The 26063-nt window shown below is 40.6% G+C and carries 24 protein-coding genes and 1 pseudogene; 15 read left to right on the forward strand and 10 right to left on the reverse strand.

What is annotated here, in order from left to right; genetic code table 11:
• Window positions 1-2: 2 nt before the first annotated feature.
• The 3 genes from mnmA to SJ2017_RS09030 all read right to left on the reverse strand — a co-directional run bounded on the left by mnmA (window position 3) and on the right by SJ2017_RS09030 (window position 2424).
• Window positions 3-1121 (reverse strand): tRNA 2-thiouridine(34) synthase MnmA, encoded by a 1119-nt coding sequence (mnmA, locus tag SJ2017_RS09020; RefSeq protein WP_080915539.1) that lies wholly within the window; start codon window positions 1119-1121, stop codon window positions 3-5.
• Between the two features lie 140 nt (window positions 1122-1261).
• On the reverse strand, window positions 1262-1741 hold the full coding sequence (locus tag SJ2017_RS09025) for an NUDIX hydrolase (protein WP_080915540.1): 480 nt from the start codon (window positions 1739-1741) through the stop codon (window positions 1262-1264).
• 35 nt (window positions 1742-1776) lie between these two features.
• Window positions 1777-2424 (reverse strand): rRNA large subunit pseudouridine synthase E, encoded by a 648-nt coding sequence (locus SJ2017_RS09030; protein WP_080915541.1) that lies wholly within the window; start codon window positions 2422-2424, stop codon window positions 1777-1779.
• Between the two features lie 284 nt (window positions 2425-2708).
• On the opposite strand from SJ2017_RS09030, the gene SJ2017_RS09035 reads away from it, so the two are divergent.
• Window positions 2709-4934 carry an NADP-dependent isocitrate dehydrogenase gene (locus tag SJ2017_RS09035; RefSeq protein ID WP_080915542.1) on the forward strand — a complete coding sequence of 742 codons (2226 nt, stop codon included), beginning with the start codon at window positions 2709-2711 and terminating at the stop codon, window positions 4932-4934.
• Between the two features lie 246 nt (window positions 4935-5180).
• On the opposite strand, the gene cspD is transcribed toward SJ2017_RS09035, so the two are convergent.
• Window positions 5181-5387, reverse strand: a complete 207-nt coding sequence (gene cspD, locus SJ2017_RS09040; RefSeq protein ID WP_055024439.1) for a cold shock domain-containing protein CspD — start codon at window positions 5385-5387, stop codon at window positions 5181-5183.
• Window positions 5388-5583: 196 nt separating this feature from the next.
• Between cspD and clpS the strand changes: the two genes are divergently transcribed.
• Both clpS and clpA read left to right on the forward strand, forming a co-directional pair.
• Entirely contained in the window at window positions 5584-5892 is a 309-nt protein-coding gene (gene clpS / locus SJ2017_RS09045; protein WP_055024440.1) for an ATP-dependent Clp protease adapter ClpS, read from the forward strand.
• 59 nt (window positions 5893-5951) lie between these two features.
• Window positions 5952-8210, forward strand: coding sequence for an ATP-dependent Clp protease ATP-binding subunit ClpA (gene clpA / locus SJ2017_RS09050; protein ID WP_080915543.1), 2259 nt, complete (start codon window positions 5952-5954; stop codon window positions 8208-8210).
• Between the two features lie 133 nt (window positions 8211-8343).
• Here the strand turns inward: clpA and infA are convergent, their stop codons facing one another.
• The 3 genes from infA to aat all read right to left on the reverse strand — a co-directional run bounded on the left by infA (window position 8344) and on the right by aat (window position 10058).
• A complete protein-coding gene (infA, locus tag SJ2017_RS09055; protein WP_011496276.1) occupies window positions 8344-8562 on the reverse strand; it encodes a translation initiation factor IF-1 in 219 nt (72 codons plus the stop codon).
• Window positions 8563-8647: 85 nt separating this feature from the next.
• Window positions 8648-9361, reverse strand: a complete 714-nt coding sequence (locus SJ2017_RS09060; RefSeq protein ID WP_055024442.1) for an arginyltransferase — start codon at window positions 9359-9361, stop codon at window positions 8648-8650.
• Window positions 9351-10058, reverse strand: a complete 708-nt coding sequence (gene aat / locus SJ2017_RS09065; RefSeq protein ID WP_055024443.1) for a leucyl/phenylalanyl-tRNA--protein transferase — start codon at window positions 10056-10058, stop codon at window positions 9351-9353. Before aat ends, SJ2017_RS09060 begins: the two co-directional genes overlap by 11 nt.
• A 53-nt stretch (window positions 10059-10111) precedes the next feature.
• Here aat and SJ2017_RS09070 point away from each other — a divergent pair, with 53 nt between their 5' ends.
• Complete coding sequence (locus SJ2017_RS09070; RefSeq protein ID WP_055024444.1) at window positions 10112-10603, forward strand: outer membrane lipoprotein; 492 nt, start codon at window positions 10112-10114, stop codon at window positions 10601-10603.
• Between the two features lie 106 nt (window positions 10604-10709).
• On the opposite strand, the gene SJ2017_RS09075 is transcribed toward SJ2017_RS09070, so the two are convergent.
• Entirely contained in the window at window positions 10710-11072 is a 363-nt protein-coding gene (locus SJ2017_RS09075) for a hypothetical protein (RefSeq protein WP_080915544.1), read from the reverse strand.
• Between the two features lie 198 nt (window positions 11073-11270).
• On the opposite strand from SJ2017_RS09075, the gene SJ2017_RS09080 reads away from it, so the two are divergent.
• Both SJ2017_RS09080 and SJ2017_RS09085 read left to right on the forward strand, forming a co-directional pair.
• Window positions 11271-12038: a Nif3-like dinuclear metal center hexameric protein gene (locus tag SJ2017_RS09080; protein WP_080915545.1), complete on the forward strand. Its 768-nt coding sequence runs from the start codon at window positions 11271-11273 to the stop codon at window positions 12036-12038.
• 27 nt (window positions 12039-12065) lie between these two features.
• On the forward strand, window positions 12066-14003 hold the full coding sequence (locus SJ2017_RS09085) for a monovalent cation:proton antiporter-2 (CPA2) family protein (protein ID WP_080915546.1): 1938 nt from the start codon (window positions 12066-12068) through the stop codon (window positions 14001-14003).
• An 83-nt stretch (window positions 14004-14086) separates the two neighbouring features.
• On the opposite strand, the gene metG is transcribed toward SJ2017_RS09085, so the two are convergent.
• On the reverse strand, window positions 14087-16129 hold the full coding sequence (gene metG / locus SJ2017_RS09090) for a methionine--tRNA ligase (protein ID WP_065108260.1): 2043 nt from the start codon (window positions 16127-16129) through the stop codon (window positions 14087-14089).
• A gap of 155 nt (window positions 16130-16284) precedes the next feature.
• On the opposite strand from metG, the gene apbC reads away from it, so the two are divergent.
• From apbC to SJ2017_RS09130, 8 genes are all read left to right on the forward strand, one after another.
• Entirely contained in the window at window positions 16285-17400 is a 1116-nt protein-coding gene (apbC, locus tag SJ2017_RS09095) for an iron-sulfur cluster carrier protein ApbC (RefSeq protein ID WP_080915547.1), read from the forward strand.
• Window positions 17401-17409: 9 nt separating this feature from the next.
• Window positions 17410-18048 (forward strand): uridine kinase, encoded by a 639-nt coding sequence (gene udk / locus SJ2017_RS09100; RefSeq protein WP_055024449.1) that lies wholly within the window; start codon window positions 17410-17412, stop codon window positions 18046-18048.
• 247 nt (window positions 18049-18295) lie between these two features.
• On the forward strand, window positions 18296-19141 hold the full coding sequence (pabC, locus tag SJ2017_RS09105) for an aminodeoxychorismate lyase (RefSeq protein ID WP_080915548.1): 846 nt from the start codon (window positions 18296-18298) through the stop codon (window positions 19139-19141).
• Window positions 19142-19147: 6 nt separating this feature from the next.
• A complete protein-coding gene (mltG, locus tag SJ2017_RS09110) occupies window positions 19148-20158 on the forward strand; it encodes an endolytic transglycosylase MltG (protein ID WP_080915549.1) in 1011 nt (336 codons plus the stop codon).
• Complete coding sequence (gene tmk / locus SJ2017_RS09115; RefSeq protein WP_080915550.1) at window positions 20155-20784, forward strand: dTMP kinase; 630 nt, start codon at window positions 20155-20157, stop codon at window positions 20782-20784. Before mltG ends, tmk begins: the two co-directional genes overlap by 4 nt.
• Before the next feature lie 34 nt (window positions 20785-20818).
• Window positions 20819-21778: a DNA polymerase III subunit gene (locus SJ2017_RS09120; RefSeq protein WP_080915551.1), complete on the forward strand. Its 960-nt coding sequence runs from the start codon at window positions 20819-20821 to the stop codon at window positions 21776-21778.
• Window positions 21779-21790: 12 nt separating this feature from the next.
• A complete protein-coding gene (locus tag SJ2017_RS09125) occupies window positions 21791-22117 on the forward strand; it encodes a PilZ domain-containing protein (RefSeq protein WP_055024454.1) in 327 nt (108 codons plus the stop codon).
• 44 nt (window positions 22118-22161) lie between these two features.
• Window positions 22162-22950, forward strand: coding sequence for a TatD family hydrolase (locus SJ2017_RS09130; protein WP_055024455.1), 789 nt, complete (start codon window positions 22162-22164; stop codon window positions 22948-22950).
• 300 nt (window positions 22951-23250) lie between these two features.
• Here SJ2017_RS09130 and rsmF read toward each other — a convergent pair.
• A pseudogene (gene rsmF, locus SJ2017_RS09135) lies at window positions 23251-24692 on the reverse strand (16S rRNA (cytosine(1407)-C(5))-methyltransferase RsmF).
• A gap of 98 nt (window positions 24693-24790) precedes the next feature.
• On the opposite strand from rsmF, the gene SJ2017_RS09140 reads away from it, so the two are divergent.
• On the forward strand, window positions 24791-26017 hold the full coding sequence (locus SJ2017_RS09140) for a nucleoside recognition domain-containing protein (RefSeq protein ID WP_080915552.1): 1227 nt from the start codon (window positions 24791-24793) through the stop codon (window positions 26015-26017).
• Window positions 26018-26063 lie beyond the last annotated feature (46 nt).

The following is a 26063-nucleotide window of genomic DNA, read 5'->3' on the forward strand; positions in this document are numbered from 1 at the left end:
CTCTATCCTCTAATTAGTGTATCGATAATACCGCCGCCTAAGCAGACTTCACCATCATAAAAAACAGCAGACTGACCAGGAGTCACAGCAGCTACTGGCTCATCAAATATCACGCTAATTTTGTCATCACCTTCAGTCGTCACGGTGCAGTTAACATCTTGCTGACGGTAACGTGTTTTCACGGTTATCTTAGCTGGTGAACTTGGGCCTTTGCGGTCAACCCAATGAAGTTGACTTACTGTCATGCCATTTGACATCAGGCGAGGGTGGTTTCCACCTTGGCCGACAATTAAAACATTACGCAATAAGTCTTTTTCAACTACGTACCAAGGATCGTCATTACTGTTTTTCATGCCACCAATGCCAAGCCCTTTACGTTGACCTAGCGTGTGATACATCAAACCTTGGTGGGTTCCGATGACTTCGCCTTCAGCGGTTTCAATATCACCAGGTTGCGCTGGTAAATATGTACCTAAAAAGTCAGTGAACTTTCTTTCACCGATAAAACAGATACCTGTACTGTCTTTTTTATCATGGGTAATTAAGCCCATTTCTTTGGCGATATCACGAACTTGAAATTTTTCTAGTTCGCCGACGGGAAATAAACTTTTAGCGACTTGTTTGTCACTTAAGGTATACAAGAAGTAGCTTTGATCTTTGTTGTTATCAATACCACGTAGCATTTGAGTGGTACCGTCCTCGTTATCACGGCGGCGAACGTAATGTCCCATCGCAATAAAGTCAGCATCTAAAATTTCATCTGCAAATTCTAAAAATGCTTTAAATTTGATTTCTTTGTTGCACATAATATCTGGGTTAGGAGTACGACCTGCTTTATATTCAGCAAGGAAGTGCTCAAATACATTGTCCCAGTATTCAGAGGCGAAGTTAACTGTGTGAAGCTTAATGCCTAGCTTGTCACATACTGCCTGCGCATCTTTTAAATCTTCAGCTGCAAGACAATATTCATCCGTGTCATCTTCTTCCCAGTTCTTCATAAACAATCCCTCAACCTGATATCCTTGCTGTTGGAGCAAGTATGCAGAAACTGAAGAATCTACACCGCCGGACATGCCTACGATGACTTTTTTACCATTTGAATCGGGATTGATTGATGTCATAAAACCTAAAAACCAGTGAAATTACGGATACAAGAGATGAACATGTGGTCGAGTCGAGTGCTTTTCAAGTCAACAAACCCAGTCTTTATTCGTAGATAAATACCTTACGAAAATCTCTAAATTGTGCGGCGCATATTCTATCATGCATTATTGTTGTCGGCTATCACCTGTAAGTCACTATTAATCAGTGATAATGGGCTGTGAGCTTTATGTAAAAAGTCTTCTACGGATTTAATGACTAACGGGCTGCGAAGGACCACTTTACGTTGTTTAATTTCATCTAAAGTTAACCAGTGACACGCGATAATGTCGTTGTCTAGTGGTATGCATTGGTCGTTATCTTGCCATTCAGCTGCAAAAGTAAAACGCACAAAAGCCAATTCTTCACTGGCACTATATTGATAAATGCTTATAAGGCCAGTTAATGTAACATCCAGCCCAGTTTCTTCTCTAACTTCTCTTCTACAGGCCTGCTCGAGTGTTTCATGGGCTTCAATATGGCCAGCGGGTTGATTTAGACGTAGTTGGTTATCAATGAGTTCTTCAACGAATAAAAATTTTCCCTGACTATGGATGACGCAGGCGACAGTCGTATTAGGCTTATAGCGAAGTGTTGACATGGTGTCGTCCTCTCATCATTTTTATTATTAATGTGTTACTGCTTAATGGTTTTATAAGCACCATTAGGCAAGTCATCTAAACTCCATTGACCTATTTTATAGCGAATTAATCTTAGAGTGGGGTGGCCAACATGAGCGGTCATTCTTCTAACTTGACGATTGCGGCCTTCACAAATTTGTATTTCTAACCATGTAGTGGGGATAGACTTTCTTTCCCTAACAGGCGGAACTCGTTCCCAAACTGTGGGCTCTTCAATCACCTTAACGTTCGCTGGTAATGTCATTCCATCTTTTAATTCAACACCTTGCTGTAATGCAGTAATTGAGTATTCGCTAGGTTCACCCTCAACTTGCACCCAATATGTCTTGAAAGTTTTTTTATTCGGTTGGGTTAATTTTGCCTGTAATTTGCCGTCATTGGTCAGCAATAATAATCCTTCGCTGTCTCTATCCAATCTGCCAGCGGCATAGACATCTTTTACCGGAATAAAATCTTTCAAAGTTTGTCTTCCTGATTCATCAGTAAATTGACATAGAACATCAAAAGGTTTGTTAAATAACACTATTATCGGATTTTCAACAGGTTTACTTACCGCGCGCTTAGTCGGCTTACGGTGTTTTTTATTTACTTTGGAAAATGCAGGTTTAGTGCTAAAACGTTTGGGTTTGTCATTTGCTGACATACATAAGCCTATTTAGGATGAAATTGATTCATTTTGTATAGTTTACTTGGCATTGGGCCTTAGTGGAATTTGAATCTTACAGATAATGGTCTATGATGTTGGCCTAAAAAATGTGATCTGTGCCCGTTTTTACACAAGCAGCCACACATTATTTTTCTAATTTCATAGGGATTTGTGCCATATACAACTGACATCGGCTTATAGATTGATGCAGTTGAAAGGTAGATAGTTATTACAATAATAAAATTATAAAAACACTTTATTTCAATAATGTAGGAAAAAGCATGAAAGATAATTCTCCAACGATCATTTATACTGAAACTGATGAAGCACCCGCATTAGCGACGCTTTCATTACTCCCAATCATCCGTACATTTACCAATGCTGCTGGTGTTAAAGTAGAAACCCGAGATATATCTTTATCAGGCCGTGTTATCGCCAACTTTCCTGAAAAGTTAACAGCAGAACAGAAAATTTCTGATGCGTTAACAGAGCTTGGTGTGATGGCGGGGACGCCTGAAGCAAATATTATCAAATTACCTAATATCAGTGCCTCAATTCCACAATTAAAAGCCTGTATCGCTGAGCTACAAGCCAAAGGTTATGATATTCCGAATTATCCTGACGAACCTACCACAGATGCTGAACGTGAAGTTCAAAGCCGTTATGACAAAATTAAGGGCAGTGCAGTAAACCCTGTTTTACGTGAAGGTGACTCTGATCGTCGTGCGCCAGGCTCAGTAAAAAATTATGCTAAGAAAAACCCGCATTCAATGGGTAAATGGGAAAGTAACTCAGCTTCTCACGTTGCTCACATGCAAGAGGGTGACTTTTATGGCAGTGAACAATCTGTCACTGTTGCCGAAGCTGATAAAGTTAGCATTGTATTAACTAAAGCTGATGGTCAAGATGTTGTGCTTAAGCAGGACTTGCCTTTACAAGCCGGTGAAGTCATCGACACTGCCGTGATGAGTAACAAAGCGCTTGTTGCTTTCTACGAGCGTGAAATTGAAGCTGCAAAGTCTGAAGATGTTTTATTATCACTGCATTTAAAAGCAACCATGATGAAAGTATCAGACCCAATTCTATTTGGTCATGCAGTTAAAGTGTTCTTTAAAGATGTGTTCACTAAACACCAAGCATTGTTTGATGAACTCGGCGTTGATGTTAACAATGGCTTTGGTGATGTCTACGCAAAGATTGCAACATTACCAGAAGCAAAACGTGCTGAAGTAGAAGCTGATATTGCAGCTGTTTACGCAAAGCGTCCTGCACTTGCGATGGTTGATTCTGATAAAGGAATCACCAACTTACATGTTCCTAGTGACATCATTATTGATGCGTCAATGCCAGCTGCTATTCGTTCATCAGGAAAAATGTGGGGCCCTGATGGCCAATTGAAAGACACTAAGGCTATGATCCCTGATCGTTGTTATGCCGGTGTTTACCAAGAAACAATTGCATTCTGTAAAGCCAATGGTGCGTTCAATCCAACAACAATGGGCAGTGTGCCAAATGTTGGTTTGATGGCGCAAAAAGCTGAAGAATACGGTAGTCATGATAAAACATTTGAAATTGAGACTGCTGGTTTAGTGAAAGTTATCGACAGTAATGGCAATGTATTAATGAGCCATAATGTTGAAACTGGCGATATTTTCAGAATGTGCCAAGTTAAAGATGCACCAATCCGTGATTGGGTAAAACTTGCTGTAAATCGTTCACGTTTAAGTAATACACCTGCAATTTTCTGGTTAGACAGTAACCGTGCGCATGATGCGCAGTTAATCGCAAAGGTTGAGCGTTACTTAAAAGATCACGATACAGACGGATTAGATTTACAAATTCTAGCGCCTGTAGCTGCAACCCGTGCGACACTTGCACGTGTGCATGAGGGTTTAGATACCATTTCAGTAACGGGTAATGTTTTACGAGATTACTTAACTGACTTGTTCCCAATTCTTGAGCTGGGTACCAGTGCGAAAATGCTATCTATCGTGCCACTAATGAATGGCGGTGGTTTATTCGAGACAGGTGCGGGTGGTAGTGCGCCTAAGCATGTTCAACAAGTTGAGAAAGAAGGTCACTTACGTTGGGATTCATTAGGTGAGTTCCTTGCGTTAGCGGCATCGCTTGAGCATTTAAGCCAAACGCAAAATAACCCTAAAGCACAAGTATTAGCCGATACGCTTGATGCTGCCATTGGTCAGTTCTTAGATAGCAACAAGTCACCTTCACGCCGTGTCGGTGAGCTTGATAACCGTGGTAGTCATTTCTATTTAGCGATGTACTGGGCTCAAGCATTAGCGGCTCAAGCGAAAGATGCTGATTTAGCCGCTGAATTTAGCGCGCTTGCTGAATCATTAACGACTAATGAAGCTGCAATTGTTGCTGAATTAAATGACTCGCAAGGCCCAGCGGTTGATTTAGGCGGTTATTTCCGTTTAGACGCTGTTAAAGCTGAGAAAGCGATGCGTCCTAGCCAATTGCTTAATTCATTTATTACAGGCTAAGCGATAATCGGTTTAAAAGAGCGATTAATTAAAAAGCAGAGATGAACGTCTCTGCTTTTTTATCTCTGCAGCTTTATACCTGAGCTAAAATCTAAGATGAACAAAGTAAATGTCGAGGCTAAGTTGAAGGTGATGGGGTAGTTTTTGTTTGATTTATAAGCAAACGATAAATTATTTACATTATTTATGTGAAATAAAAAAGGCAGAGATTAAAATCTCTGCCTTTTTGTTTTATAGTTTCAACGACTATTTAGTCGGTGAAATGGCTGAAGCATGCATCCCTTTAGGGCCCTGCTCAGTTTCGAAATCTACAGGTTGGCCCGCTTTAAGCGTTCTATAACCTTCCATTTCGATTGTTGAATAATGTGCAAATACATCTTCGCCACCCTGATCTGGGCAAATAAACCCGAATCCTTTGGCGTTGTTGAACCATTTAACAGTTCCGCTTGCCATACTTCCACTTCCTTCTGTTGTCTACTTACCAGTAAGATAGTAAAACTTATTTTAATCAGCGGTCTTTTATTGCCGCCTCAGAACAGAATGAAATTTGTACGAAAAGATGTCAAGTAAAAATTAACAAAATGACAACATTTAATTAATTTAATAATATCAATTGGTCTTGTACCAAACTAGAGGCTAGTATTAACACATGGGTAGATTAGGCAGCGTAGAGCACACAGAAGAGCGTGTTGAATCGGAGCTACAACCACCTTCAATGTATAAAGTCGTGTTAAATAACGATGATTACACTCCGATGGATTTCGTGATTGAAGTGCTACAACGTTTTTTTAATAAGGATGAACAACAGGCCACGGACATTATGTTGGCTATCCATCACCAAGGTAAGGGAATATGTGGTGTTTATTCGTTTGGCATTGCTGAAACGAAAGTGTTACAAGTAAATCAATTTGCCAGAGAAAACCAACATCCGTTACTGTGTACATTAGAAGCCGCATAGTGAACAGTTGTTTCTCCATCGGTAACTCTGCAGTTTATGAGTATTTTTAGGGGGTGCTTATGCTAAACAAAGATCTTGAAGTCACCTTGAACCTAGCGTTTCAACAAGCTAGAGATTCACGTCATGAATATATGACGGTAGAACATTTATTATTAGCATTAATCAATAATCCATCGGCCAAAGAAGCACTACTGGCTTGTGGCGCTGATATTACTCGTCTTCACGAGGAAGTATCTAACTTCATTCAACAAACAACCCCGTTAATCGCTGAAAGCACTGAAGAGCGAGAAACTCAACCAACATTAGGATTCCAACGTGTTCTGCAACGCGCAGTGTTTCATGTGCAGTCTTCAGGTCGCAATGAAGTCACTGGCGCAAATGTGCTGGTGGCAATTTTTAGCGAGCAAGAATCACAAGCTGTTTACTTATTACGTCGCTGTGAAATTACCCGCTTAGATGTGGTCAATTTTATCTCACATGGTTTGCCTAAAGATGATGATAATCAGGAAATGAATAACCCTGAAGCATCAGAAGAAGGAACTGAACAAGCTGAAGACAGAAGTTTATTGTCCCAGTTTGCGACCGATTTAAATCAAATGTCTAAGGGTGGTGTGATTGATCCACTCATTGGCCGTGATGATGAAGTTGAACGTGCAATTCAAACCTTATGTCGTCGACGTAAAAACAATCCACTACTTGTTGGTGAAGCTGGTGTGGGTAAAACGGCTATTGCTGAAGGGTTAGCTTATCGAATCGTTAATGAGCAAGTCCCCGATGTGATTAAAGATGCAACCGTATATTCGTTAGATTTAGGTTCATTACTTGCCGGCACAAAATACCGTGGTGATTTTGAGAAACGCTTTAAAGGTTTGCTTAAAGAACTGGGTAAAAATGAGCATGCGATTCTGTTTATTGATGAAATCCATACCATCATTGGAGCAGGTGCCGCTTCAGGTGGCGTGATGGATGCGTCTAACTTGCTTAAACCGTTATTATCTAACGGGACATTACGTTGTATGGGCTCAACGACTTTCCAAGAATATCAAAGCATTTTTGAAAAAGATCGAGCGTTAGCAAGACGTTTCCAAAAAATCGATATCAATGAGCCGTCAGTAGCTGAAACCACTAAAATCTTATTGGGGCTTAAATCTAAGTATGAGGAGCACCATGGTGTTCGTTATACTCAAGCGGCAATCAGTTCTGCAGCGAGTTTATCAGCGAAGCACATTAATGATCGTCACTTACCAGACAAAGCCATTGATGTGATTGATGAAGCGGGTGCGAGAATGGTGATGTTACCGCAAAGCAAACGTAAGAAAACCATCGGTCAACCTGAAATTGAAGCGATCATCGCTAAAATTGCGCGCATACCTGAGAAGTCCGTATCATCAACTGACAAGGATTTACTCAAAAACCTAGAGCGTAACCTTAAGATGTTAGTGTTTGGTCAAGACAAAGCCATTGAGGGGCTGAGTTCTGCTATTCGATTATCTCGAAGTGGTTTAGGTGCGGAGAAAAAGCCGGTTGGTAGTTTCTTATTTGCAGGTCCTACTGGTGTTGGTAAAACCGAAGTTACCAATCAATTAGCCGCATGTTTAAATATGAAGCTGATTCGATTTGATATGTCTGAATATATGGAGCGTCATACTGTATCTCGTTTAATCGGCTCGCCTCCTGGTTATGTTGGTTACGAGCAAGGTGGTCTATTAACTGACGCCGTCATTAAAAACCCGCATTGCGTTGTATTGTTGGATGAAATTGAAAAAGCGCACCCTGATGTTTATAACTTGCTATTGCAAGTGATGGATCATGGTACGTTAACTGACAATAATGGCCGTAAAGCAGACTTTAGAAATGTCACCTTAGTGATGACCACCAATGCTGGTGTCCAAGAGTCTATTCGTACTTCGATTGGCTTTAAACAGCAAGACAATAGCTTAAATGCGATGTCAGAAATCAATAAAGTCTTCTCACCGGAGTTCCGTAACCGTTTAGATTCAATTATTTGGTTTAATCATTTAGACATGACGATAATTGCCAAGGTCGTTGATAAGTTCTTAATTGAGTTACAAGCTCAATTGGATGAAAAACGCGTTACTCTAGAGGTCACTGATGAAGCTCGTACTTTACTGGCTGAAAAAGGCTACGATAAGAACATGGGCGCAAGACCAATGGGTCGTGTTGTCACTGAGCTAATCAAGCGACCATTAGCTGATGAAATACTCTTCGGTAAGTTAGAGGCTGGCGGTATTGCCAAAGTCGACGCTAAAGATAATGAAATTGTTATTAGCTGTGAATGCGAAGAAAAAGTGTCATAACTTAATCGTGTTAATTCTGGTAATAAAAATGGCTATCTGAAAACAGATAGCCATTTTTGTTTGCATCAACGTTAATCATTAGCCAACAAAAAACCCGACAATCAAGCCGGGTTTTTAAATAGATGAGGCAGAATTAACGTGCGCGGAAGACGATACGACCTTTACTTAAATCGTAAGGAGTCAATTGAACCGTGACTTTATCACCCGTTAAAATACGGATGTAGTTTTTGCGCATCTTGCCAGAAATGTGTGCAATCACGACATGACCATTTTCAAGTTCTACGCGGAACATTGTATTTGGCAAGGTCTCAAGGATTGTGCCCTGCATTTCAATGTTGTCTTCTTTCGCCATTAATTGGTTACCTTTATGCCTTCAAATATAAAAAAAATTCGCAGTATCATGCCCCAAAAAGCGCTTGCTGTAAAGGATTGAAACACTAAAGCGTGGGTTCTTTTTCAATATGTTGCCATCCATTCGCTGTTAATATTTGATATGGACGATATAAACGTTTGTAATTCATTTTTCTATTTTCATCAATTTGATAGCCCAGATATACAAATTGCTTACCTAGTTGCAGGGCTAAATCACACTGCAACAAGATCATGAAGCTGCCGAGTGAGCGTTTAGCATAGTCAGGATCAAAATAACTATAAATGGCTGACAAACTATTATTGAGTTGATCCGTTACTGCTACTCCAATGAGTTTATCTTGGTCAAAAACTTCAATGTAAGTGGGTTTAAGCCAGCTGCACAGCAGGAAGTCATTATATTGATCTTCACTCGGAGGATACATTGGCCCATCAGAATGGCGGCCACTGATATAACGTTCGTATAATGCGTAGTGTTCAGCTGAACACTCATCTGTGACTTGCCATCTTAAGTCCTGATTGTTTTTGATGGTGCGTTTTTGTCGTTTAGAAAGTTTAAATTCAGGCACCACAACGCGAATAGATTGACATGCTGAGCAACTCGGACAGCGTGGTTTATAAATAGAGTTGCCATTTCGCCTAAAGCCCATGCCAAGTAATTGTTCAAATAGCGCGCCGTCCAACTGTGGCTCTTGAATAATTAATAGCTGCTCTTGAAGCCCATCAATATAGCTACAATCAAAAGGGTGACTAATGCCGACACTGATGCTTCTAGATGTCAAAATATACCTCTTGAGTAACCCAAGCTTGATTATCAATAACTTGATTACGTAATTGTTTTAAGGTTTGTAAAAACTCATTTCTAGGTACAGGTTTCGCACCTAAGTTTTCTAAATGTGGGTTCATAATTTGTGCATCAATCAGCTTAAAACCATGTTTGGCAATATGCTGATTAAGCATTGCAAATGCAGCTTTTGATGCATTAGTTTGGCGATGAAACATTGATTCTCCACAAAATACACTGCCTACCGCTATTCCATATAAACCGCCAACAAGTGTTTTATCATCCCACACTTCAATTGAGTGAGCTTTACCCAAAGAGTGTAATTTAATATAGGCATTTTGAATATCGGATGAAATCCAAGTGCCTTGCTCACTGGCTCTTGGTTCTGAACATGCTTTGATTACCTCTGCAAAGGCATGATTAATGGTAAATCGCCACGTTGATTTTTTCAGGCATTTTCGCATTGTTTTGTTTAGCGGCTGAGTTTGTGGAGTAAATACCGCTCTTGGGTGAGGTGACCACCATAGGATGGGATCATCATCGTTAAACCAGGGGAAAATGCCTTGATAATAGGCTTCGACTAATCGAGTTGGTGATAAATCACCGCCAACCGCCAGTAAGCCATTTGGTTCGTCAAGTGCTTGCATGGGATCAGGAAATTGAGGAAGGTGATTTAAATAAGACAGTGAGTTCACAATTAAGTATATTATTAAATAGGTCTTATCTATACGTTAGCGGAATTTTGCTTATGTTGAAACTCACAAACAGCTCAGTGATGGTTTTTAGTGCACTTTTGGTCATATTATCAGGGGTAATGAGTAGCACAGCACTAGCGGCATATGAGCGTAATCAGGCAGTGCCAGTTGAAAAGGTAATCTATGGCCAAGTCGAATCAATTAAACACGTTACTCAAACGCAATTAGTTGAAGATCGTAACCTTGGCTGGAAAACCTTTGGCGGTGCATTAATAGGTGGCGTTATTGGGCATCAGTTTGGTGGTGGCTCAGGACAGGATGTCGCAACCGTATTAGGCGCATTACTTGGTGGTGCTGCAGCCAACCAATACGGCAACTCAACTCGTACACTTGAATATAAACTAATTGAAATGATGATTAATTTAGACGATGGAACACAAGTCATGGTGATACAAGACTTAGATCCTGGAATGTCATTTGTTGCAGGTGACGAAGTGCGTGTTGTGTATTTAACCGGTTATGTTCGTGTTGATTTAGCCATGTAATGAGCGGGTAGTAAAATCACATTTTTTGTGTGATTCGCGCAATAAAAAAGGAGCCTCAGTGGCTCCTTTTTTGATTGGTCGCTAGATCAGTAACAGTAAGCTTGTATTAGAAACCGCGAGGTAAGGTATTTTTACCTGCATTTGCTAATTTTTCACGCCATAGTTCTTTAGGTGTTTTACCGCCTGAAGTGTTGGCTTTTTTAGCAGTAGGCTTTTTCGCTTCAGTTTTGGCTGTAACAGCTTTTTTAGCTGCAGGCTTTTTAGCGACAACTTTTTCTGCAACAGTTGCTTCTGTTTGACCTTGAGTCACTTCAAGGTGCATTTTCTCAAGATCGCTAAAGCGTAAAGACTTGCCGCCATCAATTTTATACCAGCTGCCTTTCTGCTCGATTTCAACAGTTTTTGAAGTTTGTTTTTCAAGAGCAGCTTTAAGTTCGGCGATAAGCGCTTCTTTAGTCAAGTTTGACATATTGAGACCTATTTTTCTGTAATGAATAGTTTTATTTAATGTTTTCAACATCCCTTAGCGCTAATTTTAGTGTTTAAAGTACCCAAAAGTCCAATTTAAGCCAAAATCGCTTAGCAAATAAGCAATGTTAACAAGGGTTTTTCAATAAGTATTGGTCTGCGTTACACTATTAATATCAAAAATTTTAGGGTTAGTTTTATGTCATTAACGTCTGTATCTCGCGAGCAATTATCCAACTATCTAAATGATTTCCTTAGCGTTAGCCAATTTAAAGATTATGCACCTAATGGACTGCAGGTTCAGGGCACAGATACGATTAGTACCATAGTCACTGGGGTAACAGCCTGCCAAGCGCTCATTGACCAAGCGGCTGCAGTGAATGCTGATGCCATATTGGTTCATCATGGATTTTTTTGGAAAAATGAACCAGAAGTGCTTACAGGGATGAAATATAAGCGAATTAAAACGCTTATGAGTCACGATATGAATTTATTCGGCTATCATTTACCACTAGATGCCCATGAAACTATTGGGAATAATGCAGAACTTGCTAAAAAGTTAGGATTAGTCGATGTTGAAGTGTGTGCAGATATTCCACAAAATTTACTCTGGAAAGGAAAGCTTGCAACGCCACTTTCGTCACTACAATTAAGTGAGTTATTGAATCAAAAATTATATCGCCAACCACTTCATATAGGCGATGATGAGCAGTTAATTTCATCGTTGGCTTGGTGTACTGGTGGAGCACAAGATTATATTGATCATGCTGCGGCTTTGGGAGTTGATGCATTTATTAGTGGTGAAGTTTCTGAGCACACGTATCACTGTGCAATGGAGCAGGGAATCCATTATTTTGCTGCTGGTCACCATGCAACAGAACAATTTGGTATTCAAGCATTAGGTGAACATTTAGCTGAAAAGTTTGGTTTGACACATCAGTTTATTGATATTGTTAATCCTGTTTAATCAATAGAAAAACCAAAGGTTAACGCCATGACTGAATATTTTATTCAAGCATTTATTTATTTATCCGCAGCGGTTATCGCAGTGCCTATTGCTCAACGCATGGGCTTAGGTTCCGTACTTGGCTATTTGATCGCAGGGGTTGTCATTGGACCGATTGTTGGGTTAGTCGGAAGTGAAACCAACACCATTCAGCATTTTGCAGAATTTGGCGTCGTCATGATGTTATTTTTAGTCGGTCTGGAGCTTGAACCTAAAATGCTCTGGTCGATGAGACATCGATTAGTGGGCATGGGTGGGCTGCAAGTCGGCTTATCGGCGGGTATTGTGATGGCTATTGCTATGATGTTTGAAATGTCATGGACGGTCGCGTTAACTATTGGCTTAATTTTCTCCTTATCTTCCACAGCGATTGTTTTACAAACATTAAATGAAAAAGGCTTAACCAAAACAACGGCTGGTAAGAATGCATTTGGCGTGTTGTTATTTCAAGACATCGCGGTAATCCCTATGCTTGCGCTTATTCCGCTCCTAGCGCTTCCTGAATTAGTTGAAGCTGCGCAGTCCTCAGTGGCAGCTGCTGCTGAGCACCACGAAGAACTTTCTTTAGTTGCAGACTTACATGGTGGTTTATATGCGCTGGTATTAGTGCTTTCAATCGGCTTGGTTGTTTTTGGGGGGCATTACTTGAGTCGGCCTGTATTCAGGTTTATCGCAGATTCAGGGGTGCGTGAGATCTCAACTGCGGCGGCTTTACTTTTGGTGATTGGGATTGCAACACTAATGAGCTTGGTGGGGGTATCACCTGCACTTGGTACTTTCTTAGCGGGTGTCGTACTTGCAAACAGTGAATTTAAACATGAGCTTGAAACACATATAGGTCCATTTAAAGGGTTATTGCTAGGCTTGTTTTTCATTACGGTCGGCGCAGGTATCAACTTTGAAATCCTTTGGAATTATCTCGGAGTGATATTAGGCGTCACAGCCGCTGTGATGATATTGAAAGCGCTGGTATTATTAGTGCTGAGCTTTATATTTCGCATCAAAGGAAGTGATAGATGGTTATATACTCTTAGCTTGGCGCAAGCAGGTGAGTTTGGCTTTGTATTGTTAAGTTTTAGTCAGCAAAACCATGTAATTTCGCAAGAAATTGCGCAGCCGTTATCTATAGTCGTTGCGTTATCTATGTTCCTTACTCCTGGGTTATTCATTTTTTACGAAAAAGTCATCTTGCCTAAATACGAGAAAACCTCGAATGATCGAGAGCAAGATGAAGTCGATGAGCAGGGAACAGTCATCATTGCAGGTATTGGTCGTTTCGGACAGATTGTGAATCGTTTACTGCTGTCTAATGGCGTTAAAACCGTCGTGCTGGATCACCAAGCGACCCAAGTAGACAACTTACGTAAAATCAATACGAAAGCTTACTATGGTGATGCAACTCGTCCTGATTTACTTGAGGCGGCTGGCGTTGCCACAGCGTCGGCATTTGTTGTCGCGATTGATAACCCACAAAGTAGCGTTGAGCTCGTCAAGCACCTTAAGCACAAGTATCCTCATTTAAAAGTGATCAGCCGTGCATTTGATCGGGGACATGGTCATTTGTTACGTCAAGCTGGAGCCGATTATGTTGAATCTGAAACATTCAGGTCGGCATTGAAAGTAGGCGCTGAATCAATGAAAGCAATGGGGTTCTCTTCAGAGTTGGTCGAGCGACAAAAACAAACGTATATGAGAGTGGAAAAAGAAGCTTCTGAAGTACTGTATAACGAATGGGCTGGTCGTTCTGATGGTGAGAAGTTTGGCGGTGACTTTATTAATCTATTCATTGAATATGAAGAGCGTTTGAAGGAAGCGATTGAAGCGGACACAGAGGCTTATAAAAGTCAGCGTTTTGCTCAAGAAGCGCCATGCGATCCTGAAAATGTGAACGCTTGCGAAGATGCTAATCTAAAGGTGATGTCATAATATGTTTTCTGGGTAGCTAGAAGCTGACTGATAAATAAAAAGGCCGTCAATTGACGGCCTTTTTTGTATTAACTCACCAGAGACTACATCACTCGCATGCCTGGTTTAGCGCCAGCGTGTGGTTCTAAAATCCAGATATCTTTTCCACCAGGGCCTGCTGCTAACACCATGCCTTCAGATTCGCCAAACTTCATCTTACGCGGCGCAAGGTTAGCGACCATGACAGTGTGTTTACCAATTAAATCTTCTGGCGCATAAGCCGATTTAATGCCAGCAAATACTTGTTTAGTTTCACCGCCTAAATCAAGCTCTAAACGAAGGAGTTTATTCGCTTTTTCAATGTGCTCAGCTTTAGCAATGAGTGCAATACGTAAATCAACCTTAGCAAAATCATCAAAAGTGATTTCAGGTGCTAACGGCTCTTTTTCAAGTTCTGTTTGCACTTGCTCAGCTTTAGGGGCTTTGGTTTCTGCAACTTGAAGATTTTCAGTTGACGCTTCAATAATCGCCTCAATACTCTTCATTTCAATACGTTGCATTAACGCTTTAAACTTAGCAATTTCGTGGCCTGCTAAATCTTGGTTTAAATTGTCCCAAGTTAAGGTTAACTGTAGGAAGCTTTCAACTTTTTCAGCTAACTGAGGCAACACTGGTTTTAGGTAAGTCACCAAAATACGGAACAAGTTAAGTGCATTACTACAAACTTGATGCGCTTCTTCTTGTTTTGCTTCGTCTTTGATTAACTGCCAAGGTGCAGCATCGGCAACATAAGCGTTCGCCATATCGGCAAGTGCCATGATTTCACGCATCGCTTTACCGAATTCACGGGTTTCATATAAATCAGCAATAAGATCTTGTTTAGCTAAGAAAGCCTCTGTTAACGACATATCGTTAATTTTAGCTAACTTACCTTCAAATCGTTTACTGATAAAACCAGCCGTGCGAGATGCTAAGTTTACCAATTTACCGACTAGATCTGAGTTTACGCGTTGAGCGAAGTCTTCAAGGTTTAAATCTAAGTCATCAACACGGCTATTTAATTTAGCGGCATAGTAATAACGAAGGTACTCAGGGTTTAAGTTATCTAAGTAGGTACGGGCTTTGATGAAGGTGCCTTTTGATTTAGACATCTTTGCGCCGTTCACTGTGACGTAACCATGAGCAAAAACACTCGTAGGTTTACGCACACCTGCGCCATCAAGCATTGCAGGCCAGAATAAACCGTGGAAGTTTACGATATCTTTACCGATAAAGTGATAAAGCTCGGTGCTTGAATCTTTATTCCAGTATTCGTCAAAGTTCAGATCATCACGTTTATCACATAAGTTTTTGAATGAACCCATGTAACCAATTGGGGCATCTAGCCACACATAGAAAAACTTGCCTGGTTGCTCTGGAATTTCGAACCCAAAATACGGCGCATCACGTGAGATATCCCACTGTTGTAATCCTTGGTCGAACCATTCTCTTAATTTGTTAGCAATTTCAGGTTGTAAAGAACCTGATGAAAGCCACTCACCGAGCATGGTTTCAAATGCTGGTAAGTCAAAAAAGAAGTGTTCACTGTCTTTCATGACTGGAGTTGCACCTGATACAACAGAGTAAGGATTGATTAAATCTGTTGTGCTGTAAGTTGCACCGCAGTTGTCACAGTTATCACCGTATTGATCTTCACTTTTACATTTAGGGCAGGTGCCTTTAACGAAACGATCCGGTAAAAACATTTCTTTTTCAGGATCATATAATTGCGAGATGGTTTTGGTTTTGATGTAACCGCCATCGCGTAATTTTAAGTAAATATCACTGGCTAATTCACGGTTCTCATCACTGTGAGTACTGTGAAAGTTATCAAATTGAATATTAAAGTCCGCGAAATCTTGTTCATGCTCTTTTTGTACTTGAGCAATCATTTCTTCTGGGGTAATTCCCATTTGTTGAGCTTTGAGCATGATTGGGGTGCCATGGGCATCATCAGCACAAATATAGTGACATTCATGTCCACGAAGCTTTTGGTAACGAGACCAAATATCAGTTTGAATATACTCAAGCATATGACCTAAATGGATAGGACCATTGGCATATGGGAGGGCACTTGTCACCAGGATTTTACGTTGTGAATTTGTCATTTTGTCTCAACAATCGATTACACTAAATATATGGTCAAGATACTAACCGATCAAAGTGATTATTTCATCAAACAACAACAAAAACGGCTAAATTAGCGCTCATTTTTCTCTAATTCTGGTACACTTGGGCAAATTTTTCGCTGGGAGTTCTGCTTTTGTCTACTTCGCATACAGATTATCAATTAAGTGATGACCTTCTTGGTCCAGTATTGAGTATTTTAGATGCATATCAAGATCCATATTTAGCCGAAGGGTTAGTGTCTGCAGGTTGTGTTAATAAGCTTGCGATAGAAGGCAAACGACTGCTTCTTGGCTTGGTATATCCTTACCCTTGTATGACGCAATATCGCGATACGGTTATGGATGTGACAAAAAAGCTCGCCGTGTTAGACGCCATCGACGAAGTCGAATGCGAAATTGATTTCCAGCCTCGCGTATTTTCAGCCATTGCTTCAGTAGAACCTATTCCAAATATCAAGCAAGTGATTGCTGTGGCTTCTGGTAAAGGTGGTGTTGGTAAATCGACAACCGCTGTCAACCTTGCGTTGGCATTAAAAGCAGAAGGCGCTGAAGTCGGTATTTTAGATGCTGATATTTATGGCCCATCAATCCCAATGATGTTGGGGCTTCAAGGTTTTCAACCTACATCACCAGATGGCAAAATGATGACAGCAGCTTCTGCACATGGCATTTCAGCTCAATCAATTGGCTTTATGCTAGATGATGGTGAAGCCGCTGTTTGGCGCGGTCCAATGGCAGCAGGTGCGTTGAACCAGTTATTAACTGAAACTCAGTGGCCAGAATTAGATTATTTGGTGATTGATTTGCCACCAGGGACTGGTGACATACAATTAACACTGTCACAAAAGTTTCCAGTCAGTGGCACGGTTGTTGTTACAACACCACAAGATATCGCACTTGAAGATGCTAAAAAAGGCATCACCATGTTCCAAAAAGTGGATATTCCAGTTTTAGGTATCATCGAAAACATGAGTTTTCATTTATGTCCTGAATGTGGTCATAAAGAACATCCTTTTGGTACCCATGGCGGCAGCAAGATTGCTGAACGTTATGAAGTGCCATTATTGGGCGCATTGCCGCTCAATATTAATATTCGTGAGTCAATGGATGAAGGTAACCCTGCGGTTGCCAGTAAGCCAGACTCAGAAGTTGCTGCTATTTATCGTGAAATTGCCCGTAAAGTGGGGGCGCAACTTGCCAAGCAGCAAAACAAAAACACAGTTTCAATCAGTATTTCAGACGACGAGTAAGGTTAAGTAATGAATTCTCAGCAATGTGTCATTATTGGTATCGCAGGTGCTTCAGCATCAGGCAAAAGTTTAATTGCCCAAACGATTTTTGAAGAACTAAAGCGCGACCTGGGCACCGATCAAATCGGTGTGATTAATGAAGATGCGTATTACCGTGACCAAAGTCATATGACAATGGAAGACCGTGTTAAAACCAATTATGATCATCCTAAAGCACTGGATCATCAACTATTAGCTGAACACCTTAAGCAATTAAAGAAGGGTGAGCAGGTAAATATTCCTTGTTATAGCTACAAAGAACATACTCGCATGAGTAAAACTCTGGATATGCAGCCTAAAAAGGTCATTATCTTAGAAGGTATTTTATTGTTAACTGATCCTAAATTACGTGAACTTATGGATGCGAGTGTATTCATGGACACACCGCTGGATATTTGTTTCTTACGTCGTTTAACTCGTGACGTTGCAGAGCGTGGCCGTACAATGGAGTCGGTCATTGCGCAATATAAAGCAACAGTGCGCCCAATGTTCTTACAGTTTATTGAACCTTCAAAACAGCATGCTGATATCATTGTACCTCGTGGTGGTAAAAACAGAATTGCGACGGATATTTTAAAAGCTCGTATTCAGCATCTATTAGCAAGATAATATCTTCGCTTTTATACAGATGCTTGTTTAAGTGATAAATTATAGGCTCTAATTCAGAGCCTATTTTTTAATGACGCTTTTAAATAGTATTACACCGCTTGTTATTTTAACTATCACCTACAAGATAAGTAAATAGGGCGTTGCGGCGGGGTGTTACAAATGGCTTGCAATAACTCATTGATGTAAATTGATAACAGATTAAGTAAAAAAGTAGTTTTCACCCGCAGGGATAGATTCAGGATAAAACATGGCTTTAGTATTTGTGAACGGACAATCTGAGAATACTATACAAGCGCTTGACAGAGGGCTTGCATATGGCGATGGCGTATTTGCAACTATGCGAGTTTCCAATAGTCAGGTGATGTTTATTGAAGCGCACCTGTCTCGGTTAAACCAAGCTTGCCTTAGATTAGGTTTCCAACCTCCAGTATTATCTGATCTACAGTCCCGTTTGCAAAAGCATGCACAATCACTCGGTGAGGGATGTATAAAGCTCTTAATTAGTCGTGGTGTTGGTGGACGCGGTTATACCGCCCCATCGAATCCGACCATAACTGAAGTGATATCTCTGCATGAGATACCAAAGCATTACCAAGGTTGGCAGCAGCAAGGCATTAGTTTGTCAGTTTCATCCGTACAGTTGGCTAAACAGCCGTTATTAGCGGGAATGAAGCATTTAAATCGCCTTGAACAAGTGTTGATTAAACAGTATGAATTAACAGCTAAGGCAGATGATTGGCTTATTTTAGATACTGATAATCATGTTGTTGAAACTTCAATGGCTAATATATTTTTGGTCAAAGGTAACCAAGTGATTACCCCAAAACTTTCTGATAGCGGTGTGGCGGGCGTAATGCGAGAGCAAGTCATCAACACATTGCTAGATAATCATTTTGCTGTCATGGCGACAAAAGTGACAATGGATGATATTAAAAACGCTGACCATGTCTTTATCACCAATAGTTTATTGGGTATGGTAAATATTAATTCAATTATTGATCGCCAAGTTAATGCCAGCTTAAGCTCGACCACTCACTATAAACCTTGGCAGTACACCACACCATTATTAACCCAGCTAACATTGTCACTATAAAATAATATGAAAAAAACACTCACGATACTTCTTACATCTTTGATGACACTGACTACGGTTGCGTGTGTGGTAGGGTTTTGGGCCTACCAACAGATTTTGGCCTACCCCAAACAAGTACTCAAGCTTGAAGAGCCGACCGAGTTAGTGATTGCCCAAGGTATGAATATTACTAAGCTAGGAAAAGAACTTGAAACAAACGGAACGCTTTCTGATAGTTGGAAATTTAAATATTTATTAAAAATTAAGCCTGAATATGCGCATATAAGAACAGGGTTATATCAAATTAATCCTGGAGACAATATCGAGACATTATTAACAAAACTAAACCGAGGCGACGAAATGACTTTTTCGTTGACCTTAATTGAAGGTAAAACCATTAAAGAATGGCATGAAGCATTAACTGATTTGCCGCATTTAACGTTTGATGAGGACGTATTTAATCGAGTGCTGCTAAAAAATGGTGATGATTCAGGATTACCTGAAGGAAAGTTTTTTCCCGAAACTTATCAATATCAAGCCAACGAATCACTTGAGTCAATTTTAAATCGCAGCTATCAGATGATGCAAAAGACCTTAGAGCAAGCTTGGGAAGAGCGAGATAAGGAACTTAAGCTCAAGACGCCTTATGAATTACTAACAATTGCATCTATTATTGAGAAAGAAACAGGTAAGCCATCAGAGCGTGATTGGGTTGCCGCAGTGTTTAATAACAGATTGAAACTTGGGATGCGCTTGCAAACCGATCCAACAGTGATTTATGGCATGGGTGAGCGCTATAACGGAAATATCACGCGCGCTGATTTACGCGAGAAAACAGCATTTAATACCTATCGAATAAATGGGCTACCGCCTACACCAATCGCTGCCCCAAGTAAGGCTGCTATTTTTGCCGCTGCGAAACCAGCTGACGTGAAGTATTTATACTTTGTATCAAGAAATGACGGTAGTCATGTATTTTCAGAGACATTAGCACAACATAATCGTGCCGTTAACGAGTATCAGAGAAACAGAAAATGATTGAACAAAAAGCGAAGTTTGTCGTAATTGAAGGCCTCGAAGGCGCAGGAAAATCAAGTGCGATTGAACTTGTAAAAACACTCATTACCTCCCATACCGGAAAAGCGCCGGTGTGTACTCGTGAGCCTGGTGGAACACCATTAGCTGAGAAAATGCGCGATTTAGTAAAAGTTGCTGATGAAACCGATCCTTTATGTGATGAAGCAGAATGCCTACTTTTTTATGCTGCAAGGGCTCAGCTTATTGCCAATGTAATTAAGCCTGCACTTGCTGACAATACATGGGTATTAGGCGATCGCCATAACTTGTCATCTTTAGCCTATCAAGGCGGTGGAAGAGGGTTGATGCCGCTTGTAAAATCAATCAGTGATATTACCTTAAAAGGGTTTAAACCGGATTTGACCTTGTACTTGGATATTGAGCCAAAACTTGGGCTTGAGCGAGCTGCAAATCGTGGTGCACTGGATAGAATTGAAGTTCAAAAAATCGAATTTTTTGAACGCGCGCGAGCAACATTTTTAGATTTTGCGGCAAAAGATGACTCTATTATTGTTATTGATGCCAGTAAAACCCTTGAAGAAGTGCATCAACAAATTACGACAGAATTAACGGCAAGATTATCTTGAATAGCACCACTTCACGACAAACAGTGAGCCAATAATGCAGGCATTTTATTTGAACCAACTTCCGTGGTTAGATGCGCCATTTACGCGTTTTGTTAACGAACGACTTAGTGGTCATAGTGCTCATGCGCAACTGGTAAGCATTGAACAAGGGTATGGCGGGCATATTCTTGCTAGGGAAATGGCTGAAGCTGCAATGTGCACTCAACTAACACCTGTTGGCGCATGTGGGCAATGCAAAAGTTGTTTATTGTTTAAAGCAGGAACACACCCAGATTGTCATGTTATTAAAGCTGATGGTGCACAGATTAAAGTGGATCAAATACGCGACTTGTGCCAAAAACTCACGGTGACAGCGCAGCAAGGTGGTCAACGGGTTGCAATTATTCAAAATAGTGAGCAATTCAACCTTGCTTCAGCAAATGCACTATTAAAAACATTGGAAGAACCTGGGAATAATATTTTAATTATTTTACAAACTGATGTGCCGTCTCGATTACTTGCTACAATTAAAAGTCGTTGCCAACAGGTGGCTTACCTTAAACCTAACAAGCAACAAGTGCTTGATTGGTTAAATCAATTCCAACTACTGCCTCCTGCACCAGAAGGCCAAAAAACACATGATGTCACTTGGTGTTTAGGTATGATGGGTGGACCGTTAAAATTGGCTGAGAGTTTAGAAAATGAGCATTATCATAAGCTATTAACTTTCCGACAAGATTGGGCTAAAAGTATTCAGTCAGGTCATCTTAGTGGCAGTTTAATCAAGGTTTCTGAACAGCAAATTGTTGACGCACTTAATGTTTTATATTTGTACTTGCGACAATATGTGTTAAAAAGTAAAAAGATAGATCCATTAGCGACAAGTAACATTATTGGTTTGTCTTCGAAAGTGGCACAAATGTGTCAGCGATTAACGACAATGGCGAGTATTAATGCCCCAGCATTATGCCAAGACTATATACTCGAATTTAGACAACTTATTCATCTTAAATAATAGACTGAGACTATGACCGATCTTGTGGTAAATTTTGATACTCTGCACCAATTGTACAGAGCTTATATGCCTTTTATTAAACCTGCGGGTTTATTTATTTCAACGACTGAAAGCCATTTTTTAGGGCAAGAGTTGTCTATTTCATATAAATTACCTGGTACATCTCAAATGACCGACTTTAAAGGTGTTGTGGTTTGGATTAACCCTTTAGGCGCATCAGGTGGCAGGCCAGCAGGTATTGGTGTCAAAATTAAAACCGATCCTGAAAGCCATAAACACCATATTGAAAAATTGCTTTCAAGTGAACTTTCTTCAAGTGATTTGACCTGCACTATGTAGCTAGGTATTCTTGCTGGCTTATTTTCGTTTTAGATAAAATACCCATGTTAATTGACTCTCATTGCCACTTGGACCGTTTAAAAGCGGCGCCAGATCAACCTAGTTTACAAGCTATCATCGACGCTGCTAAATCTCGCGGTGTAGATTACCTGTTATGCGTTAATGTACGCCAACAAGGTTTCGAATCAATGCGTGAGAAAATGGCGCAATTCGATAACGTATTCCTTTCTTCTGGTGTGCACCCATTAGATGTTCAAGAAGGGCTAAATGTAGCTGAAATCAAACAATTTGCGACTGATAAAAAGGTGGTTGCAATTGGTGAAACGGGTTTAGATTATTTTTACGCACCAGAAACGAAAACGCTGCAACAACAATGTTTCGAGCAGCAAATTGCCTTGGCTGTTGAAGTGAATAAACCGCTGATTGTCCATACACGTGATGCCCGTGAAGACACTATTTCAATGTTAAAAGCAGGCGGCGCTGATAAAGTTGGTGGTGTATTACATTGCTTTACTGAAAACTGGGAGATGGCGAAGGCGGCGATTGACTTAGGTTTTTATATTTCTGTGTCTGGTATTGTGACGTTTAAAAATGCTGGTGAATTACGCAGTGTTATTCGTCAAGTGCCGCAAGATAGATTACTTGTTGAAACTGACTCACCGTATTTAGCGCCCGTTCCGCACAGAGGTCAGGAGAATCAACCAGCTTATGTGCGTGATGTCGCTGAATTTGTCGCTGAACTTCGTGGTGAGAAATATGAAGAGTTAGCTCGTTATACCTCTGAGAACTTCTTTAACCTTTTCACAGATGCAGCGAAACTCATTGGTCGCTAGTTTCAGACAAAAAAAGACCCAAAACTATCCAATTGTTCTGGGTCTAGGGGAATGGCTCTTCATAAAAGAGCCTTGCGCTACTGTTGAGAGGCTATTCTCAGTAAATCAGTTAAGTTGTATTGTGGTCTACATTCAAGAATGTTTCGCGAGCACAACTTGATTCACAAATTATAGTTATCATTTGTCATATTGCACATTTATTGAACGATAATTATGCGAATAACCTACTTTGGGATGACGCTAGTGTATAAAAGCAGCCACGAATTGACTTCGTGCATAGCTTATATTGGTTTGATTTAATTAAACTTTATCTATTTTATCTTTAACCAAGTCACGTGGTAGGTTGTTCTTCAATCTATGGCCTAAGTGCTTGACGACACCTAATGGTGTTTGATTAAAACTAACCAACATTTCTCCCATTGCCGACTGTTCAATCCCATCAATCTCTTGAGTTGAAATGTCTCTGCCCATCAAAAACTCAATGGCTTGACCGCGGCTCAGTTCAATGACTCGCTCTGTATTTTGGATATAATGACTTAACGCCATGATGGCTTCGTGCTTAACCTTAAAGCCTTTCTTCATCACATCTGCGAGCTTAAACCCGATACGTTGGTAGCGCATCAAACCAATAAACTCGTTGAACTTAGTAGGGAATAGCCAGTACTCATCATCACGCAGCATCACAGTATAATTTTCAGGAAGCTGGATATTGAATTGTTGGCTGAAGTAGGCTTTGATAGCCATTACTTGTTTGCTATTAGCCGATACAAACGGGAAGTTGCGTTGCGGTTTGGGGCATTTTTTCAATCTTGGTACTGAGGTTATTTTTTTATTTTAGCGACAAAAAAACCTTCACTGTCGTAAATCTGTGGCCAAACATGTAAAAAGCCTTCTTCAGTACATGCTTTTTCAGCACCAGGAAATAAACCATTAAGTGGCATAAACTCAACCGCATCTGGATACTGTTGCTGAATATAGTGACAAATCTGCTGATTTTCGATTTGGCTGAGTGTACAAGTGGAATACACTAAAGTTCCACCAGGCTTGAGCGCTAATAATGCTGATTCTATAAGGACTTTCTGTGTTTCAGCTATGTCAGTAACGTCATCTAATTGCCAATGCTTTAGGGCGTTCGGGTCCTTACGTACTGTGCCTTCACCGCCGCACGGGGCATCAAGTAAAATAGCATCAAACTTTTCATATAAGTATTCACCGAACACTTTACCGTCGAAATGGGTAAGGGCACATTGATTCACTCCCATACGCTGCACATTAGCATGTAATATTTTAACTCGGCTTGATGAGTATTCATTTGCTATGAGTAAGCCATGGTTATTCATTAGGGCAGCGAGTTGTGTGGTTTTAGAACCGGGTGCAGAGGCAACGTCGAGTACCGTCTCCAGTATGTTGCTATCTGTGCTATCAAATAGTGCTACGGGCGGCAACATAGAGCTAGCTTCTTGAATATAAAATAGCCCTTGTATATGTTCTACCATGTTACCTAGTTGCTGATCTTCAGAATGAGTAATCCAAAAACCTTCACTACACCAAGGGATAGGTTCATAACTCCAGTTTTTTTGCTTCATTATGTCGATAAAAGCAGCCACAGAAATTTTGAGAGTGTTGACTCTAATGGACTTTCTAAGCGGACGCTGACACGCTGCAATAAACTCATCTAGATCAAGATGTTCAGGTAGTTCTGAAGAAATGTGAGTGAGGTAATTTGGGTTAATTTGCGCCATAGTAAAAAAATTCGATAAAACAACTGTGTAATTATGGATTAGATTATATCATGCATTTATCACCGTGAGTTCCTTGGGCAATAATGATGGAGTATTAAGTGCTGAATCGAGTTTGGTTGTTCTTTTTTGTAACGGCTGCTATTGCGATTGTTATTCAACTATTCAATGGTCATGTCGGAGTATTGAGTGATGCTGTAAATGGCATATTTAGTAGTGCGAAACTCGCCGCTGAGATATCAATTGGCTTAATCGGTGTGCTTGCTCTGTGGATGGGGCTAATGCAAGTAGGAGAGAAAGCTGGTGTAGTTGGTGTTTTCGCCAAATTATTTGAACCGTTATTATCTAAATTAATGCCAGAGGTACCTCGAGGTCATCCCGCTTATGGCAGTATGACGATGAACCTGACAGCTAATATGCTTGGTCTAGATAACGCAGCAACTCCACTTGGCTTAAAAGCCATGCACGACTTACAAAGCTTGAACCCGGATAAAGCTGTCGCTACCAATGCACAAATTCTTTTCTTGGTATTAAATACTTCATCTGTGACTTTAGTACCTGTAACCGTTTTTCTATATCGAGCGCAGCAGGGCGCGGCAGCGCCGGCTGACGTTTTCTTACCGATATTATTAGCAACGGTTGCATCAACCGTTGTCGGCTTGACTGTGGTGGCGATAGTGCAGCGGTTATCATTGCTAAATACCGTGGTACTGGGGTATGGCGCAGTTCTATTTAGTGGTTTAACCGCAAGTGTATTCTATCTGCTAACCTTATCAGCATCAGCCATTGGCACCATTTCTACAGCGCTCGGTAACGGGATTTTATTATTATTAATTTTGAGTTTTATCTTAATTGCAGGCTACCGGAAAGTCGCAATATACGATGAGTTTGTAGAAGGTGCCAAAGGAGGTTTTTCTCAAGCTATAACGTTAATCCCTTATTTATTAGCGATGCTGTTAGCGATTGGAATGTTAAGGGCATCCGGTGCGCTAGATTATGCATTACAGGGGCTTGCAGGCCTTGTGTCCATGATGGGGTTTGATAATCGTTTTGTTGATGCCATGCCTACTGCGTTAATGAAGCCTTTTAGTGGTTCCGGCGCACGGGCCATGATGTTAGAAACGATGGAGCATCATGGTGTTGACTCTTTTGCTGGCCGATTATCAGCAATTTTCCAAGGTAGCACAGAAACCACTTTTTATGTGTTAGCTGTTTACTTTGGTTCTGTAGGGATCCGAAATAGCCGCCATGCACTGGGCTGTGGTTTGGCTGCCGATGTCGGCGGAATAATTACTGCTATTGCAGTGTGCTATTGGTTCTATGGTTAAGTGAACGTCAGACATTTACCAATTTATTTAAGCGTTTACTGTGAAT

The sequence above is a fragment of the Shewanella japonica genome (genome assembly GCF_002075795.1).
Classification (GTDB): Bacteria; Pseudomonadota; Gammaproteobacteria; order Enterobacterales; family Shewanellaceae; genus Shewanella; species Shewanella japonica.